At 66.3% G+C, this 16815-nt stretch carries 17 protein-coding genes and 1 riboswitch; of the genes, 8 read left to right on the top strand and 9 right to left on the bottom strand.

Annotated elements, in window-relative coordinates; translation table 11 throughout:
* Nucleotides 1–46 precede the first annotated feature (46 nt).
* Nucleotides 47–126, bottom strand: a riboswitch (SAM riboswitch).
* Nucleotides 127–329: 203 nt separating this feature from the next.
* Genes ACFLEY_RS04885 through ACFLEY_RS04875 form a run of 3 tightly spaced genes read left to right on the top strand, consistent with a single transcriptional unit; the run spans nucleotide 330 to nucleotide 3240 of the window.
* Nucleotides 330–1178 (top strand): chorismate mutase, encoded by an 849-nt coding sequence (locus ACFLEY_RS04885; protein WP_060910124.1) that lies wholly within the window; start codon nucleotides 330–332, stop codon nucleotides 1176–1178.
* Between the two features lie 32 nt (nucleotides 1179–1210).
* On the top strand, nucleotides 1211–2308 hold the full coding sequence (gene hisC, locus ACFLEY_RS04880; protein WP_211433837.1) for a histidinol-phosphate transaminase: 1098 nt from the start codon (nucleotides 1211–1213) through the stop codon (nucleotides 2306–2308).
* Nucleotides 2305–3240, top strand: a complete 936-nt coding sequence (locus ACFLEY_RS04875) for a prephenate/arogenate dehydrogenase family protein (RefSeq protein ID WP_060910123.1) — start codon at nucleotides 2305–2307, stop codon at nucleotides 3238–3240. Before hisC ends, ACFLEY_RS04875 begins: the two co-directional genes overlap by 4 nt.
* A gap of 118 nt (nucleotides 3241–3358) precedes the next feature.
* Here ACFLEY_RS04875 and ACFLEY_RS04870 read toward each other — a convergent pair whose 3' ends face one another.
* Entirely contained in the window at nucleotides 3359–4543 is a 1185-nt protein-coding gene (locus ACFLEY_RS04870; protein ID WP_060910122.1) for a DUF2125 domain-containing protein, read from the bottom strand.
* A gap of 110 nt (nucleotides 4544–4653) precedes the next feature.
* On the opposite strand from ACFLEY_RS04870, the gene ACFLEY_RS04865 reads away from it, so the two are divergent.
* Complete coding sequence (locus ACFLEY_RS04865; RefSeq protein WP_060910121.1) at nucleotides 4654–5265, top strand: gamma-glutamylcyclotransferase; 612 nt, start codon at nucleotides 4654–4656, stop codon at nucleotides 5263–5265.
* Here the strand turns inward: ACFLEY_RS04865 and ACFLEY_RS04860 are convergent.
* From ACFLEY_RS04860 to ftsE, 4 genes are all read right to left on the bottom strand, one after another.
* The gene (locus ACFLEY_RS04860) at nucleotides 5262–6035 is read right to left on the bottom strand and encodes a 1-acyl-sn-glycerol-3-phosphate acyltransferase (RefSeq protein WP_060912867.1); all 774 of its coding nucleotides are present in this window, start codon (nucleotides 6033–6035) and stop codon (nucleotides 5262–5264) included. The genes ACFLEY_RS04865 and ACFLEY_RS04860 overlap by 4 nt on opposite strands.
* Before the next feature lie 22 nt (nucleotides 6036–6057).
* Nucleotides 6058–6762, bottom strand: a complete 705-nt coding sequence (locus ACFLEY_RS04855) for a YdcF family protein (protein WP_011084209.1) — start codon at nucleotides 6760–6762, stop codon at nucleotides 6058–6060.
* A gap of 105 nt (nucleotides 6763–6867) precedes the next feature.
* Nucleotides 6868–7836 carry an ABC transporter permease gene (locus ACFLEY_RS04850; RefSeq protein WP_011084208.1) on the bottom strand — a complete coding sequence of 323 codons (969 nt, stop codon included), beginning with the start codon at nucleotides 7834–7836 and terminating at the stop codon, nucleotides 6868–6870.
* Nucleotides 7829–8488: a cell division ATP-binding protein FtsE gene (ftsE, locus tag ACFLEY_RS04845; RefSeq protein WP_027544305.1), complete on the bottom strand. Its 660-nt coding sequence runs from the start codon at nucleotides 8486–8488 to the stop codon at nucleotides 7829–7831. Before ftsE ends, ACFLEY_RS04850 begins: the two co-directional genes overlap by 8 nt.
* A gap of 179 nt (nucleotides 8489–8667) precedes the next feature.
* Here ftsE and ACFLEY_RS04840 point away from each other — a divergent pair, with 179 nt between their 5' ends.
* A complete protein-coding gene (locus tag ACFLEY_RS04840) occupies nucleotides 8668–9546 on the top strand; it encodes an MJ0042-type zinc finger domain-containing protein (RefSeq protein WP_038965355.1) in 879 nt (292 codons plus the stop codon).
* A 47-nt stretch (nucleotides 9547–9593) separates the two neighbouring features.
* Complete coding sequence (locus ACFLEY_RS04835; protein WP_028173540.1) at nucleotides 9594–9968, top strand: response regulator; 375 nt, start codon at nucleotides 9594–9596, stop codon at nucleotides 9966–9968.
* Nucleotides 9969–10177: 209 nt separating this feature from the next.
* On the opposite strand, the gene ACFLEY_RS04830 is transcribed toward ACFLEY_RS04835, so the two are convergent.
* The gene (locus ACFLEY_RS04830) at nucleotides 10178–11317 is read right to left on the bottom strand and encodes a DUF4175 family protein (RefSeq protein ID WP_060910119.1); all 1140 of its coding nucleotides are present in this window, start codon (nucleotides 11315–11317) and stop codon (nucleotides 10178–10180) included.
* Nucleotides 11305–13263: a TIGR02302 family protein gene (locus ACFLEY_RS04825; protein WP_396604542.1), complete on the bottom strand. Its 1959-nt coding sequence runs from the start codon at nucleotides 13261–13263 to the stop codon at nucleotides 11305–11307. Before ACFLEY_RS04825 ends, ACFLEY_RS04830 begins: the two co-directional genes overlap by 13 nt.
* Nucleotides 13264–13443: 180 nt before the next feature.
* Here ACFLEY_RS04825 and ACFLEY_RS04820 point away from each other — a divergent pair, with 180 nt between their 5' ends.
* Together ACFLEY_RS04820 and ACFLEY_RS04815 are read left to right on the top strand one after the other, a co-directional pair.
* Entirely contained in the window at nucleotides 13444–13827 is a 384-nt protein-coding gene (locus tag ACFLEY_RS04820; protein WP_060910117.1) for a carboxymuconolactone decarboxylase family protein, read from the top strand.
* Nucleotides 13828–14071: 244 nt separating this feature from the next.
* Nucleotides 14072–14980 carry an NAD(P)-dependent oxidoreductase gene (locus tag ACFLEY_RS04815; RefSeq protein WP_060910116.1) on the top strand — a complete coding sequence of 303 codons (909 nt, stop codon included), beginning with the start codon at nucleotides 14072–14074 and terminating at the stop codon, nucleotides 14978–14980.
* A 215-nt stretch (nucleotides 14981–15195) separates the two neighbouring features.
* Here ACFLEY_RS04815 and lysA read toward each other — a convergent pair whose 3' ends face one another.
* The gene (lysA, locus tag ACFLEY_RS04810) at nucleotides 15196–16461 is read right to left on the bottom strand and encodes a diaminopimelate decarboxylase (RefSeq protein ID WP_011084201.1); all 1266 of its coding nucleotides are present in this window, start codon (nucleotides 16459–16461) and stop codon (nucleotides 15196–15198) included.
* Nucleotides 16462–16484: 23 nt separating this feature from the next.
* On the bottom strand, nucleotides 16485–16775 hold the full coding sequence (locus ACFLEY_RS04805; protein ID WP_011084200.1) for a lipoprotein: 291 nt from the start codon (nucleotides 16773–16775) through the stop codon (nucleotides 16485–16487).
* Nucleotides 16776–16815 lie beyond the last annotated feature (40 nt).

The following is a 16815-nucleotide window of genomic DNA, read 5'->3' as shown; positions in this document are numbered from 1 at the left end:
CATCAGGCCATAAAAAACCCGGCCTGAACGATAGGTTCGGCCGGGATCGGAAGCGTCCCCGGCCTGTTTAGCGAGTTTTTTAACGTGGCTGCAAGCCGGCCGGCTCAAATGACCACGGAACAGGCAAAACTTAACGGCTTGGACGGTTTTCGTCAAGATACGGTCCTGATTGACCAAATTCGTCCCCGTCGCGTCAGCCGAAAAGGCCCGATTTCCCTTTGCATTTCTCTTTGCTTTCGCCGCTCCGACTGCCTAATCAAGACATCGACCGCAGCGGGTCCGACCTGATGGACCCGCATTGGAACGCCTCTCAACAGCACTTGCCAGATATGTCCCAACGTCCGCCCGCGCCACCATCGTTGCAGGAATTGCGCAAGGAGATCGACGCGATCGACGAGGGCATGCATCGCCTCCTGATGCAGCGCGGCGACATCATCGACCGCCTGATCCAGGTGAAGCAGACCCAGGAGGTGGGCTCGGCGTTCCGGCCTGCGCGCGAGGCCGACATGATGCGGCGGATCGTGGAGCGCCATCGCGGCATCCTGCCGCTCGACACGGTCGAGAGCATCTGGCGCGTCATCATCGCGACGTTCACTTACGTGCAGGCGCCGTTCGCGGTGCATGCCGACATCTCGGTGAGCGAGCCCGCGATGCGCGATTCCGTGCGATTCCATTTCGGCTTCACCGTGCCTTACGTGGCGCATTTCAGCGCGCAGGCCGCGGTCGAGGCGGTCGCGAAATCCAAGGGCGATCTGGCGCTGGTCTCGGCGACTTCCAGCCGCACCCCGTGGTGGCTGGAGCTGGAAGCAGAAGGCGCACCGAAGATCATCGCGCGGCTGCCCTTCGTCGAGCGTGCCGACCATCCGGCCGCGCTGCCCGTGTTCGCGATCTCACGCGTCGCCGACAGTGCCCTGGTGACGGAGGTCGAGACCTTCAGCGTGCGCGTCTCGGGATGGAATGCCGAGATCGCGCGGGCGCTGTCGCCGCTCGCCGACATCGTGGCGGTGCCCGATACCGCCTTCGATGGCGCCGCGCTGCTGGTCTCGGTCACGAGCGCGAGCAGCATCGAAAAGATCAAGGCTGCCCTGATCGAGGCGGGGGCCTCGGTGCGCTCCACGGCCCTCGTCGGCAGCCACGCGACGCGCTATACGGTGCCCCCGACCGGGTCGAAATCGTAAGTTACGAGCCGCCTGCCATTCCGGAGTTGAAGATGTCCCGCCCCGTGCCGAACCCCGGCATTCTCGATATTGCGCCCTACACGCCCGGCAAGAGCCCGGTGCCGGAGCCGGGCCGCAAGGTGTTCAAGCTCTCGGCCAACGAGACGCCGTTCGGCCCCTCCCCCAAGGCGATCGAGGCCTTCAAGAAGGTGGCTGATCATCTGGAAGACTATCCGGAAGGCACCTCGCGGGTGCTGCGCGAAGCCATCGGCCGCACCTTCGGCCTCGACCCCAACCGCATCATCTGCGGCGCCGGCTCGGACGAGATCCTCAACCTGCTCGCCCACACCTATCTCGGCCAGGGCGACGAGGCGATCTCCACCACCCACGGCTTCCTGGTCTACCCGATCGCCACCATGGCGGTCGGCGCCAGGAACGTCATTGCACAGGAGAAGAACCTCACCTGCGACGTCGACGCCATCCTCAAGGCTGTGACGCCGAAGACGAAGCTGGTGTGGCTCGCCAATCCGAACAACCCGACCGGCACCTATATTCCGTTCGACGAGGTCAAGCGCCTGCGCGCCGGCCTGCCCTCTCACGTGCTGCTGGTGCTGGACGCCGCCTATTGCGACTATGTCTCGCGCAACGATTACGAGATGGGCATCGAGCTCGTCGCCACCACCGAGAACACCGTGGTGACGCACACCTTCTCCAAGATCCACGGCCTCGCCGCGCTGCGCATCGGCTGGATGTTCGGGCCCGAGCACATCATCGACGCGGTCAACCGCATCCGCGGTCCGTTCAACGTGTCGACGCCGGCAATGTACGCCGCGGTCGCCGCGATCGAGGACACCGCGCATCAGGCGATGTCGAAGCAGTTCACCGAGACCTGGCGCAACTGGCTGACCGAAGAGATCGGCAAGCTCGGCCTGAAGGTGACGCCGAGCGTCGCCAATTTCGTGCTGATCCACTTCCCGACCGACAGGGGCAGGACCTCGGACGACGCCGACGCCTTCCTCACGAAGCGAGGCCTCGTGCTGCGGGCATTGAAGAATTACGGCCTGCCACATTCCCTGCGCATGACCATCGGCACCGAGGAGGCCAACCGCCTCGTCGTCGACGGTTTGCGCGACTTCATGGCCGGCAAATGAGCGTACAGCCGCACTTCCAGCGCGTCGCCCTGATCGGCTTCGGCCTGATCGGCGGCTCGATCGCGCGCGCTGCGAAGCTCCAGGGCCTGGCCGGCGAGATCGTCACCACCGCGCGCTCGGAGAAGACGCGCGCGCGGGTGCTCGAGCTCGGCATCGTCGATCAGGTCGTGGCGACCAATGCGGAAGCGGTGAAGGATGCCGATCTCGTCATCCTCTGCATTCCCGTCGGCGCCTGCGGACCGGTGGCGCAGGAGATCGCCGCGCATCTGAAGCCCGGCGCGATCGTCTCCGACGTCGGCTCTGTGAAGGGCGCGATCGTCAGGGACATGGCGCCGCATCTGCCGAAGACCGTTCATTTCGTGCCGGCGCACCCCGTGGCGGGCACCGAGCACTCGGGGCCGGATTCCGGCTTTGCCGAGCTCTTCATCAACCGCTGGTGCATCCTCACCCCGCCGGAAGGCGTCGACGCGTCGGCCACCGATCGCTTGCGCGCCTTCTGGGCTGCGATGGGTGCCAAGGTCGAGGTGATGACGCCGGATCATCATGATCTCGTGCTCGCGATCACCAGCCATCTGCCGCATCTGATCGCCTACACCATCGTCGGCACCGCCGACGAGCTGGCGCAGGTGACGGAATCGGAAGTGATCAAGTTCTCCGCCGGCGGCTTCCGCGACTTCACCCGCATCGCGGCGTCCGACCCGACGATGTGGCGCGACGTCTTCCTCGCCAACAAGGAAGCCGTGCTGGAGATGCTCGGCACCTTCACCGAGGATCTGGCAAAACTCACCCGCGCGATCCGGCGCGGCGACGGCGAAGCGCTGTTCGACCACTTCACCCGCACCCGCGCCATCCGTCGCGGCATCGTCGAGATCGGCCAGGATTCGGCGGCGCCGGACTTCGGCCGGCCGCATGCGGCGCTGAAGAAGCCGTAGCTCCTGTCATTCCGGGGCGCCCGAAGGGCGAGCCCGGAATCCATTGGGCCACAGCGCACGCGGTGAAATGGATTCCGGGTTCGATGCTACGCATCGCCCCGGAATGACGAGAGAGGTTTCAATACAGCGGCGGAATCTGGCCGACCTTGACCGGGCCGAGCAGCACGGCGCCGTCGACGAACTTCAGCGGGAAGCTGCGGGCCTTCTTGCCTTCCAGCGTGCTCTCGGTGCCGATCGAATTGATGCCGGCGGCGACGCCGGCATTGGCGTTCTGCTTGATGACCTTGCCGAGGCCGGGAACGGCGCGATCGAGCGCGCCGAACAGATTGTTGAGATCCTGCGACTTCACGCCGGGCGCGACGCGGTCGAGGGTTGCCTGCGGCACACCCTCTTCCAGCATCTTCTCGATACCCAGCGCCGGGATCACGCGCTCGAGGCCCGTCACCGTCATCTGCAATTCGCCGTCGAGTCGGCCATTGGCCGAGAGCCCGAGCGTGCCGGCCGCGACCGCGATCATCTCGCCCTGCTGGATCCGCGACTGCACGATCTCGATATGGCCGCCGGCGGCCTGGATCTCGCGGAAGCGCTGCGGCCATGGCTTTGGGGTGAGGTCGGAGAGCCCGGTGACCTTGGCGCGCGTGTCCGCCTCGAACGGCTCGGCGAGCAAGGGGTGAACACCCTGGATGCTGCCCTGCGCGACGTGGAGCACGGTCTCGATCACGGGATGATCGGACGGCGATCCGTCCGCGAGGCGCCCGTGCAGCTCGACCTGCTTGGCGCGCGCGAGCGGCACCTGCACGCTGCCGTCGAGCCGGTTGATGACGGGATCGTCGAACACGATGGAGGCGCGGTCCGGCACCGCCGGCAGGCCGACCACGCTGCTGCGGCCCTTGCTCCAGTTCACCACGAAGGTGTTTTGCGTAACGCCGTCGGTGAGGGTCGCCGGCGCCGAGAATTCGGCGATGACGCGCTTGGGATCGTAGACCTGGGCGACGACCAGGATGTTGTCGAGCCTCGCCGTGAACGGCGTCTTGCTCGCGTTCTGCGAGACCAGGGCGACGCTGGCGCCGGAGCACTGGACCTCGAAGCGGAACGGGAAGCCCGCGATCGAGCGCTTGGCGCAATCATAGATGCGGCCGGACTTGGCCTCCTGCGCGCGCCAGGCGTCTGCGGCGATTTCGGCCTGCGAAGCGGCGTAGAACCAGAAGCAGCTCCACGCGACGGCGAGGATCAGGAGGAGAATGGGTGCGATGAAAAGGCCCCAACGGGGGCGGCGGCCTGCGGCAACGGTCAGATTGGACATGCGGCGACCCTTTGGCCTCAGATTTTGTCAAATGTAAGCGAGGTTGGCTTGCTCCGAAAGGCGGAGAATTCGCTTCGCTTGGGGGCGCGGTTCTGGTAGCCGTGCCCGCCATGTCGGAAATCACCCTCCCCTCCGTCACCACAGCCAACGGCGACCTCTGGGTGTTCGGCTACGGCTCGCTGATGTGGCGGCCGGGCTTCGAGTTCGAGGAGCGCGTCCCGGCGCGGCTGGTCGGCGAGCATCGTGCGCTCTGCGTCTATTCCTTCGTGCATCGCGGCACGCCGGAGAAGCCGGGCCTGGTGCTCGGGCTCGATCGCGGCGGCGCCTGTCGCGGCATCGCCTTCCGCGTCGCCGAAAAGAACCGTGCCGACGTCGTCGCCTATTTGCGGGAACGCGAGCAGGTGACGTCGGTCTATCGCGAGGTGATGCGTTCGGTGTGGCTGGAGAACGATGCGCGGCAGCGCGTCTCCGCACTCGCTTATGTCGTCGACCGCGGCCATGTGCAATATGCCGGCCGGCTGTCGCTCGCCGATCAGCATCGCCACGTGCTCCAGGGGCACGGCCAGTCCGGGGCCAACCGCGACTACGTGACGGCGACGGTGAAGGCGATCGAGGCCGAAGGCTTTCGCGACAAGCAACTGCATCAGCTCGCGACGATGCTGCATGGGGAGGCGCATTCCCTGCACGCGCCGGCTCCGAGCGAAGATCGCGAAAGCCGCTAGCTGCCAGTCGGCGCGTAGCTCGGCGCCGAACCGATCAGCTGCTCCTGCTCCTTGCGGCCCGCTTCGACGAGGCGGTCGGTCGCCTCTTCGATCGCCGTTTGCACGCGGGAGAGATACTCGTCCTTCGGCAGGCCCGGCGGCAGCGGATCGAGAAACTCCACCACCAGCGTGCCGGGATAGCGCATGAAGGTGCGGCGCGGCCAGAACAGGCCGGAATTGAGCGCAATCGGCAGACACGGCACGCCGCAGGACGAATAGATCTGCGCAAAACCGGTCTTGTAGTCGGGGGGCGCGCCCGGCGCGCGGCGCGTGCCTTCCGGAAAGATCACGAGCTGGCGGCCGCTGCGCACCGCGTCGCGCGCCCGCCGCGTCATGTCCAGCAGCGCCTTCACGCCGGCCTTGCGGTCAATCGCGATCATCCCGGTCTTGACCAGGAACTGACCGAACACCGGGATCTGCATGAGCTGACGCTTGAGGATGAAGATCGGGCGGTCGAAGAATCCCGGCAGCACGAAGGTTTCCCAGAACGACTGATGCTTTGCCACGATCACCAGCGGCCCCTGCGGGATCTTCTCCTGCCCGCGGAATTCCACCTTGATGTTGCAGATCACCCGCATCAGGACCAGCGTCGCCTTCGCCCACCATTGCGCGACCGTCAGCATGGCGCACGGAGGCATTGCAAAGGTCGGCAGCGCCACGATCGCGAGACACACCAGCACGGCGTAGAACAGCACGTTGAACACGAGCGAGCGCAGGAAAATCAAGAACATCGACGATCCGATCAATTGCCGATCAATTGGCCTGTGCAGTGGCGGGCCGCTTCGGCTGCATCCCGGGAGGCTGCTCCGATACTTCGGGCGAAAGGTCAATCCCGAAATCCTCCAGCCGCACCCTGACTTCGGCCGCGATATATTTGACATATTCCGACAGCAGCAGCCGCAAGGTGGACGCCGAGGCCCACCACGGCTCCTCGCGCCATTTGTCGCCGACCACGGCGAACGGGATCAGAATCGTCTCCGGCATTGCGTGCGAGAATTCCACCAGCGCGCGCGGCATGTGATAGTTCGAGGTCACCACGATCAGCGATTTGAACCGGCGCGCCTGCGCCCAGCGCCGCGCCTCCGCGGCGTTGCCGCGGGTCGAGAGCGCGGTGCGGTCGAGGTCGACGCAGCAGGTCATGAAGGACTGGTTCTCCGGCAGGGTCCGCGAGATGTCGCTTGCGGTCGAGGTCGGATGCACCCCGGAAATCAGGAGCCGCCTGCCGTAGCCGGCAGCCAGCAGCTCCATCGCATCCGACACCCGCGAGGAGCCGCCGGTCAGGACCACGATGCCGTCCGCCTTGCGGTCCGGCGCGATCTCGGCGCCGCGCAACTGCGACAGGAACGCGATGAAGCCCGCCGCCGCGCCGACGAAGGCGAACGCGATCGTCGACACCACGGCTGCGCGCAGCCAGCCGCGCGGCAATTTCGGCGATCGATCGTCGGTCGGCGAGGTCATGCGATGTCGGTAATCCCTTCCCCGGATGATTTTAAAACGTTTTGAGGCGAAGTGGAGTCCGGTTTATTCACCTTCTCCCACACGGGGGAAGGAAGAAGCACAACCTCAATCCACATCATTCAGCGTCGCGAACAGCGTCTGGCGCGAGGCGACGGCGGTGATGGCGCCGATCAGCACCGCCTGCACCGCGAGCACGACATAGCCGGAGGGCCGCAGCGAGAAGGTGCCCAGCAGGGCGGCGAACTGGTCGCCGACGGGCGTCCCCGAAAACCAGCCGGCGATCGACTCGGAGAAGCCGAACACCAGCATGGCGGCGCCGCCGCCGATCACGCCGCCCTCCAGGCCCAGCCTGAGGAAATGGCGCAGGAAGCGGTTGGCGATGTAGCGGTCGCCGGCGCCGACGAAATGCAGGACCTCGACGATCGGACGGTTCGCCGCCATGGCGCCGCGGGTCGCGAACGAGACCGAGATGATTGTCGCGATGATGACGAGCGCGAGGATGCCGAGACCGGCGAGCACGGTGGCGTTGGTCATCGAGCGCATGCGCTCGATCCAGGCGCGGTGATCGTCGACGCTGGCGCTTGGCGCCACTTGCGTCACGCGGGCGCGCAAGGCGGCAAGATCGAGCGCCGTGCCGGGCTGCACGCGCGCGATGATCATGCGCGGCACCGGCAGATCGTCCATCGACAGTCCGGTGCCGAGCCAGGGCTCGAGCAGCTTGCCGCTCTCGTCCTTGGTGAACGGCTTGACCTCGACGATACCGGCTTGCGCGCGCATTGCCTCGGTCACCGCGGCGGTGTCGCGCTCGAGGTCGCGCCCGGACTGCGGGCGAACCTGGATGGTGATTTCGCTCGCGACGTCCGACTGCCATTCGGCGGCGGAGGCGCTGACCAGCAGCACCGTGCCCGTGGTCATCGAGGCGAGGAAGGTCATGATGGCGACGACGGCGACCAGCGCGCGGCCGTGGATCGAGGCGCGCGGCACGATCGGCGACATGTTGCGCGCCTTGGCCGGAAGCTGCGGACGCTCCTGTCCGAGATCGACCAGCACGCCGCGCTCGTCGGGCTTACTCATAGACGTGCAGCCGTCCCTGATGCAGCACCAGCCGCCGCGCCTCGTACTGATCCATCAGGCCGATGTCGTGGGTCGCAATGATGACGGCGGTGCCCGATTTGTTGAGCTCGATGAAAAGGCGCAGCAGGCGGCGGCCGAGCGTCGGATCGACGCTGCCGGTCGGCTCGTCCGCGAGCAGAAGCTGCGGCCGCGAGATCACGGCGCGCGCGATCGCCGCACGCTGCTTCTCGCCGCCGGACAGGATCGGCGGCAGCGCGTCCATGCGTTCGCCGAGTCCGACCCAGCGCAAGAGGTCGATGACCTCCTTGCGATAGCTCGACTCGCTGCGGCCCATGACGCGAAACGGCAACGCGACGTTCTCGTAGGTCGTCATGTGGTCGAGCAGGCGGAAATCCTGGAGCACGATGCCGATGCGCTTGCGCAAGTCGGCGATCTCGTCCTTGCCGAGCTGCGAGATATCGTGGCCGAACAGGTTGACGAGGCCGCGCGTCGGCCGGTGCGACAGGAACAGCAGGCGCAAGAGCGAGGTCTTGCCGGCGCCGGACGGGCCGGTGAGGAACTGGAAGGAGTGCGCCGGGATCTGGAAATTGAGGTCGCGCAGGATCTCCGGCCCCAGGCCGTAACGCAATCCGACATTTTCGAACCGAACCAAGCTCAGCTCCGTTCGAGAGGGGGCGATGGCCGCGACGCGACGCTCCGCCACACGCGATCAACGGTTTTTGCGACCGTTATGGTTTCCGGTTCGTTAACGGTCGCCCTGTAGCATCCAGGACGCCCGGGTCTCCGCGACCTTGGCATCGTCAAGACTCGTTCATGCATCAAGGCTCGTCCATGCATATCGTCTGCCCCCATTGTACGACATCCTACGCCATCAAGCTTGCAAGCCTGGGGGCGAACGGGCGGACAGTCCGCTGCTCCCGATGCAAGCAGACCTGGGTCGCCTATGCCGAGGATGCCATCGAGGAGGCGTCCGTCCCGGCCATGGCCGCAGCCAGCCAGGCCGACGACCAGTCCGACCTCGCCGAGCAGTGGAACTCCTACGCCAAGGACGACGGCGCCACCGACACGCCTGTGGTCGACAGCCCCTCCATCGCCAGCGACTGGCCGGAGGAGGACGCCAAGGAGACCGAGGACGAGTGGTCGGCGGCGGCCCGGGACGCCGAGGACGAGGTCGACGGCGCGCAGCACCAGTCCTGGTTCCGCGGCCTGTTCAGCCGGCGCGGGGCACGGGTGAGGCGTCAGGCCCCCACGGCGGCGCCGCGAAAGTCCCATTTCGGCCTGCCGACCGCCTGCGCCGCCATGGGCGCGCTGGTGCTGGCCCTGATCGTCTGGCGCGGCGATATGGTTCGGCTGCTGCCGCAGACCGCGGCCTTCTACAAGATGGTCGGCCTCGACGTTAACCTGCGCGGGCTGGCCTTCAAGGACGTCAAGCTGTCCAGCGAGACCGTTGACGGTAAGCAGGTGCTGGTGATCGAGGGCGTCATCGTCGGCGAGGGCAAGAAGCCGCTCGATATCCCGCGGCTGCGCTTCGCGGTGCGCGACGCGCAGGGCGCGGAGATCTATGCCTGGAATACGGTGCTGGAGCAGACCGTGCTGCGGCCCGGCGAGCGCGCCTTCTTCCGCTCGCGCCTAGCCTCCCCGCCGCCGGAGGGCCGCAATATCGACGTTCGCTTCTTCAACCGGCGCGACATTGCCGGCGGCAGCGTGTAATCAGGCTCGCAAGGTCCGCACGGGAGGTTGGTCCCAAGGTTGGTCCCATGCCAAGAATCTTGATCGCCGACGACGAGGATTCGATGCGCCAACTGGTGGCGCGCGCCATCGCCATGGACGGGCACGAGACCGTGACCGCGCAGGACGGCGCCGAGGCGCTGGAGATCCTGACCCGCGAGGACGGCGCCTTCGATTTGCTGCTCACCGACATCCAGATGCCGGTCATGGACGGCATCGCGCTGGCGCTCTCCGCCGCGCGCGATTTTCCCGACCTGACGATTTTGCTGATGACCGGATTTGCCGACCAGCGCGAGCGCGCCTCGAACCTCAACGCGCTGGTGCATGACGTCGTGACAAAACCGTTCTCGGTCGCCGACATCCGCACCGCGGTGGCGGACGCGCTGGCGGCGAAGAAGAGGTAGCGCGCGCCGCACTTGTAGCACTGCTGTTACGCGATCCTCGTCCCTCATACACGGTGTCGTCCTGGCGAAGGCCAGGACCCATACCGCGAGGTCTATCTTTTAGGAATCGATAGCCGTACCGGACGGCGAGTCTTCGCCAAACCACTCCCTGGGGTAATGGGTCCTGGCCTTCGCCAGGACGACATTGGGGAGATAGTCGCGCTATCGCCTCAAAAATCCTTCAGCAGCCGCTCGATATAATCGAGCTCGATCTGCGGACGCGAGGTATCCCCTAAGCGGCGGCGGAGCTCTTCGAGGATGCGGCGGACGCGCTGGGCGTCGATCTCGCCGGGGATCTTGACCGTATAGTCGTCGCCGAACTCACGGCCGTGAAGCGGGCGACCGAGCGGATCGGTCTGATTGCCGCCGCTCTGCTGGCGGCCGGCCCGGTTGCCGGGACCATCGCCCTGCCCCTCGCCATCCCCCTGCTGCATCGCCTCGGCCATCTTCTGCGCACCCTTGCGCAAGGCGTCGAGAGCCTTGCCCTGCGAGTCCACGGCGCCGTCTGCATTGCCCTCGCCGAGCTTTGAGCCGGCATCGCCCATGGCACCGTCGGCGGTGTCCAGGCTGCCGTCGTCATCGTCACCGTCCTGATCGCCATCCTGACCGGGCTGTCCCTGGTCGCCCTTCTGCCCCTGCTGCCCTTTCTGGCCCTTTTGTCCCTTCTGCGTGAGGCCGCGCTTGGCGAGCTCGTCCTGCAGCTTCTTCAGCCGGTCGCGCAGCGCCTGCTGGTCCTGCTGGAGGTCTGACATCGACTGATCGCCCTGCTGCTTGCCGCGCGAGCGGTCACGCCGGGAGTCCTGGCCCTGCTTGTAGGTCTTGTCGCGCAATTGCTGCTGCTTGCGGATCATGTCGCTGAGCTCGTTGAGCGCCTGCTCCATGTCGCTGTCGCCGGATTGGCCGGGCTGCGCCATCTGGAGATTTTCCATGATCTGCGCCAGCTGCTCGAGCATGCGCTGCGCCGCCTCGCGATTACCTTCGCGCGCCGCCTTCTCGATCTGCTTCAGGAGATCTTCCAGATCCCGCTGCGTGATGACGGAGCGATCGCGATTGGAGGATTGGTTCCTTTCCGTCGCGCGCTTGTACTCCTCGAGCTTCTGAATGGCATCGGATTGATTGTTCAGGCTGCGCCCGGATTCCTTCTGCCGGAGGTTATCGCCGGCATCCTGCATCGCCTTTTCCGCGCCATCGAGCAGCGCATCGGGATCCTGATCCTGCTGGGCAGCGACGGACGGAAGGCCTCCCAACAGGAAGGCGAGGCAGGCGATCGAGATCGCCTTCAAGACTGGCACGCACGCTAGCTTCCGCATTTCCGGTCCCGCGTAAACTGGTTGGCCCCGTCGTCCCCCGCCTTGGCCCGGTTGCTCGCCGACTTCCGATAGGCCTGAAGCTGCTGACGCAATGCGTCCTGCTGCTGCGCCAGCTCCTCGAGCTGCTCGGGCGTCGCGTGCTGGGTCTTCTGTCGCAGCTCGACGGCCTTGTCGAGGATGAGCTGGACTTCCGCGGGGAACGGCTGCCGGGGTCCCAGCGGATTTTGCTCCGCGCGCCGGGCGAGGTCGCGCACCTTGCCGGCCATGGCCTCGCGGAGCTTTTGCGTCAGCACCCTGATCTCGTCCTCGCCGGCACCGCGCTCCAGCGCCCGCTTGAGCGCGTCCTGCGCCGAGCGCAGCGCGGCGTTGACGCTGCCGGCGACACCGTCGTCCTCGATGGTGACTGCGAACGCCCACATGCTCGCCACGACGTCGCGCATCGCGTCGTCGGTGCGGGCCGCCTCGAGCTGGACCGCGAGGCTGCGGAGACCGAGATAGCAGCCGGCATCCGGGGTGAACAATTCGGGCGCGATCATCAGCGCGTCGAGCGCGGCATAGACGTCGGAATTCTTGTTGGCGTCGAGCGCGAGGATGCGGCGCTGCTCGATCAGCGCGCGCGCCAGCGAGTTCGTGAACAGCCGCTCGGGCAGGCGCATGTTGAAGGGTTCGCTTCTAGCCTCGTTGCCGGCCTCGTCCTTGGCGGTGAGCGTCAGCGTGACGTCGGCGCCGGCATAGGGATCCTCGCTGAGGTCCTTCACCGTCTGGCCGACGCCGTTGCGGGTGCGCGCATTCGGCAGCACCAGCGGGAATTGCGGCGGCTGGAACAGCGGCCGTGCGGCCGCCTTGGTATCGGCGTCCTTGGTGGCTTCCTTCGCGCCGTCCTTCGCACCGTCCCTGGCATCGGCGGCGCGCAGGCCAATGTGCGCCTCGGCGCCGGTGACGCCGTAATCGTCCTCGATCTTGTAGGAGAGCTGAAGCGCGCCGCGCGCCTGGCGCTCCGGATCCTTGGCCAGCGCAATCGTCGGCGCGCGGTCCGGCGTTGCCGCAAACGCCCATTGCGGCTGGCCGGAGGGCGCGCGGACATGCGCGGTGCCGTCGCCGGTGATGGCGAAATGCTTCTCGTTGGTGCCCTTGGGCGTGGCTTCAGTGGGGGCGATCTCCTTGAGGCCGCCGGAGACGGCGACATCCAGGCTGCCGCCGGAGGAACGCACGATCAGGGTCGAGCCGGCGGGAACGGCGAGCGGGCCGCTGGCGGGCAGCGCCGCGGCCTCCCTGTTGGCGGCCGACAGGATCACCGGCGGCTTGCCGGTGTAGAGCGGCGGCGTGACCCAGGCATCGACGCGAACATTGGTCGGCGCCAGCACGCCGCTCCAGTCGAAGGCCGCCCCGAGCCGCATCGCACGCTCGTCGCCGGCGGCGAAGAAGGTCGCAACCAGCATCACCATGACCAGCGCACGCAGCGCCCAAGGATCATGCAGAGCGAGCCGCGGGCGCGGCAGACCGGCACGGATGCGCTTGAGCGAGGCCAGCGTGCGCTCACGCTGCGCCTGCCACAGCGCCTTCGCAACCGGGTCCTGCGAGGTCAGCGTGTCCGTGAGCGTGGTGGCCGGGCGGTGACGAATGCCGGAGCCGCGATCGAGCCGGCCCAAAGCCTCCTCGCGGCTCGGCCAGCGGAAGCGAACCAGCGGGAACAGGGCGGCAATCGCGATGCCGGCGAAAACGACGAGACCGATGGCGCGGGCAAGGAACGGCAGCGCCAGCCAGAGACCGGCCCAGGACAGCGCCAGGAACAGGCCGACGACGGTCAGAAGCCGCGCCAGATTCGGCCAGGCACGCTCCCACGCGATGGCATATCTCGCCCGATCAAGGGCCTGCGCCAGCTTCAACCGCGACAGAGCGTCGCCATCGCGGATCGGGTCTGACGGGTCAGGGGTGACGCCGTTCAATAAGCTCTCCAGGTTGCCCGGTAGAGGAGAGCGTATCACAACGGCAGCACTGAGGCATCCGTTCCCGTACGGGAGACACCCCTTTTCCCGCATAACACGAGGACGTGACTGGCCCGCCGCAACCCCGTAATTTCCGCGCCGCCATCCAAGGGACATGCAAAGGGAAACGAAGGAAACGCCATGGACAAGAAGATGCACGACAAGGGCCTGGAAATCCGCAAAGCGGTGCTGGGGGAAGCCTATGTCAACAACGCCCTGAAGAACGTCGACGACTTCAACCGTCCGTTCCAGGAGATGCTCAACGAATATTGCTGGGGCACGGTGTGGGGCCGCGAGGAGCTGCCGCGCAAGACCCGCAGCATGCTCAACATCGCGATGATCGCGATCCTCAACCGCCAGCACGAATTCCGTGCGCATCTGAAGGGCGCGCTCACCAACGGCGTCACCCGCGACGAGATCCGCGAGATCCTGATGCAGATCGCGATCTACGGCGGCATGCCGGCCGCAGTCGACAGCTTTCGCATCGCGCGCGAGGTGTTCGCGGAGATTGATGGGAAGGCGTGAGGGGGCAGGCTCTCGCCACTGTCGTCCCGGACAAGCGAAGCGGAGCGTAGCGCCGATCCGGGACCCATCACCGCAGGCGGATGTGGTTAGCGGGACTCGGAGTGACCGCTTTCGCGCTGCGACTCCTCCCTGGGGCTATGGGTCCCGGATCTGCGCGCGCTTGAGGCGCGCTTGTCCGGGACGACACCGGGGATAGAGCGCGGATTTTCACGACAACAACGAATAATCAACACAAGGAAACACCATGGACATCGGATTCATCGGCCTCGGAAACATGGGTTTCCCGATGGCGCGGCGGCTGATCGAGGCTGGCAACCGGCTCGTCGTGTTCGACACGCGCAAGGAGGTCGTGGACAAGCTCGTGGCGCGCGGTGCGACGCCGGCGACGTCGCCAAAGGACGTTGCCGATCGGGTCGAGACCGTGATGGCGAGCCTGCCCTCGCTGCAGGCTTCGCTCGAAGTTGCAACGGGGACGAACGGCGTGATCGAGGGGAGCCGCGTCAAGCGCTTCATCGATCTGTCCACCGTCGGCTCGACGATGGCTTCGAAGATTCACGGCCTGCTCGCCAAGCGCGACATCGTACAGATCGACTGCCCCGTCTCCGGCGGCGTCGGCGGCGCCGAGAAGGGCACGCTGGCGGTAATGGTGTCGGGGCCGAAGGCGGAGTTCGAACTGCTCAAGCCGGCGCTCGATGTGATCGGAAAAGTGTTCTTCATCGGCGAGAAGCCGGGCGCCGCGCAGACCATGAAGCTCGCCAACAATTTCCTCTCGGCCACCGCGATCGTGGCGACGTCGGAGGCGGTCGTCATGGGTGTGAAGGCCGGGCTCGATCCCGCCGTGATGATCGACGTCATCAATGCCGGCTCGGGCATGAACACCGCGAGCCGCGACAAATTTCCGCGCTCGGTGCTGCCGCGCACGTTCGATTTCGGCTTCGCCACGGGGCTGATGGTGAAGGACGTGCGCCTCGCGCTGGAGGAAATGAAGCAGCTCGGCCTGTCGATGGAGGTCGCGGACGCCGTGGGGCGCCTGTGGGAGACCGTGATCAGCGCGGAAGGCGCCGATTCCGATTTCACCGCGGCGATCAAGCCGATCGAGAAGAAGGCGGGGGTTGTGGTTGGGGGGAAGACGGGCGGTTTAGCGGGGAAGTAGTTTTCTCGCGCATCCCCTTTCCAGGTCGTCCTGGACAAGCGAGCGTAGCAAGCGCTGATCCAGGACCCATTACCACAGGGCGAGGTTTGGCGAAGACTCGTGGTTACCAGCCTCCCGCCAAAGTACTCCCTGGGGTAATGGGTCCTGGCTTTCGCCAGGACGACACCGAAATTGTCGAGGTTACGTCGCGTCTCACGATGAGATCACGACACGCCTCACAGCCACGGCGCCGGCGTGTCCATCGCGATCAGTTGCTCGACATCGATGCGCGGGCGAACCACGGCGTATTGGTCGTCCTTCACCAGCACCTCGGGCACCAGCGGCCGCGTGTTGTAGGTGCCGGCCTGCACCGCACCATATGCGCCGGCGGTCATGATGGCGAGGAGATCGCCCGCCTTCGGCGTCGGCAGCGTGCGGTCGAGCGCGAGATAGTCGCCGGTCTCGCAGACCGGCCCGACGACATCGGCCACCATCGTGGCCGCGTCCCTGGCCGGCTGCGTTACCGGCAGGATGTCGTGATGGGCTTCATACAGCGTCGGGCGGATCAGATCGTTCATCGCAGCGTCGATGATGACGAAATTCTTGCCGTCGCCGTGCTTCACATAGATCACCTTGGCAACCAGGATGCCGGCATTGCCGACGATCATGCGGCCCGGCTCGAACATCAGCGTGCAGCCGAGATTATGGCTGACGCGCTTGACCATGGCGGCATAGGCATCGGGCGCCGGCGGCGCCTCGCGATCCATGTAATAGGGAATGCCGAGGCCGCCGCCGAAATCGACATGCGAGATGTCGTGGCCGTCGGCGCGCAGCGTCTGCACGAATTCGGAGAGGATGCGAAACGCCGTCTCCATCTTCGACAGATCGGTGATCTGGCTGCCGATATGCACGTCGGTGCCGGTCACCTGGATCCCGGGCAGCTTCGCCGCGCGCGCATAGACCTCGCGAGCATGTGCGATCGGGATGCCGAACTTGTTCTCGGACTTGCCGGTGGAGATCTTGGCATGCGTGCCGGCGTCGACATCGGGATTGACGCGCACGGAAATCCGCGCGGTCTTGCCCATCTCGGTCGCAAGGCGCGACAACAGCTCGAGCTCCGGCTCGGATTCGACGTTGAGGCAGAGGATGTCGGCGGCGAGCGCAGCGCGCAGCTCGTCTTCCGTCTTGCCGACGCCGGAGAACAGGATCTTGCGTGCGGGGATACCCGCGGCCAGAGCACGCTTCAATTCACCGCCGGAGACCACGTCGGCGCCGGCGCCAAGCCTGGCGAGCGTACGCAGCACCGACTGGTTGGAGTTCGCCTTCATGGCGTAGCAGACCAGCACCTTCTCGCCGGCGAAAGCATCGGCGAAGACGCGGTAATGCCGCTCCAGCGTCGCGGTCGAATAGCAATAGAACGGCGTGCCGACGGTTGCGGCCAGCTCGGACAGGTTCACCGCCTCGGCGTGCAGCACGCCGTTGCGGTAGTCGAAATGGTTCATGGCGTTGGCTCAGTTGCCCCAGCCTATTTGCTGGGTTGGTCGTCCAGGAGCGGGTCGAGAATAAACGGTTTCTTCTTGCCCTTGGACGCCGCGGGGGCGGCGTCGGCGGCGGAGCTGGGGTTGAACAGGCTCGGCGTCTTTTGGGCTGCGGTCTCGGTGTCGGTTGGAGCTGCGACGTTGGCCGTGGACGCGCCGGAGGCGGTCGGCGGCAGGTCGAGGGGACCTTTGCGGCCGCAGCCGGCAAGCGCGAGCGCCGTCAGGCTCAAGACAATGATGGCCCACCCCGAGCCGGCCGGGCGAAACTTTGACGTCACGACGAATTCCCCACTACGCGGGGCGCACCATACAGAGATT

Source organism: Bradyrhizobium sp. YCK136 (assembly GCF_044570075.1).
Lineage (GTDB): Bacteria > Pseudomonadota > Alphaproteobacteria > Rhizobiales > Xanthobacteraceae > Bradyrhizobium > Bradyrhizobium diazoefficiens.
The sequence above is the reverse complement of the archived record's forward strand: the minus strand, read 5'-3'. Positions and strand labels throughout refer to the sequence as shown.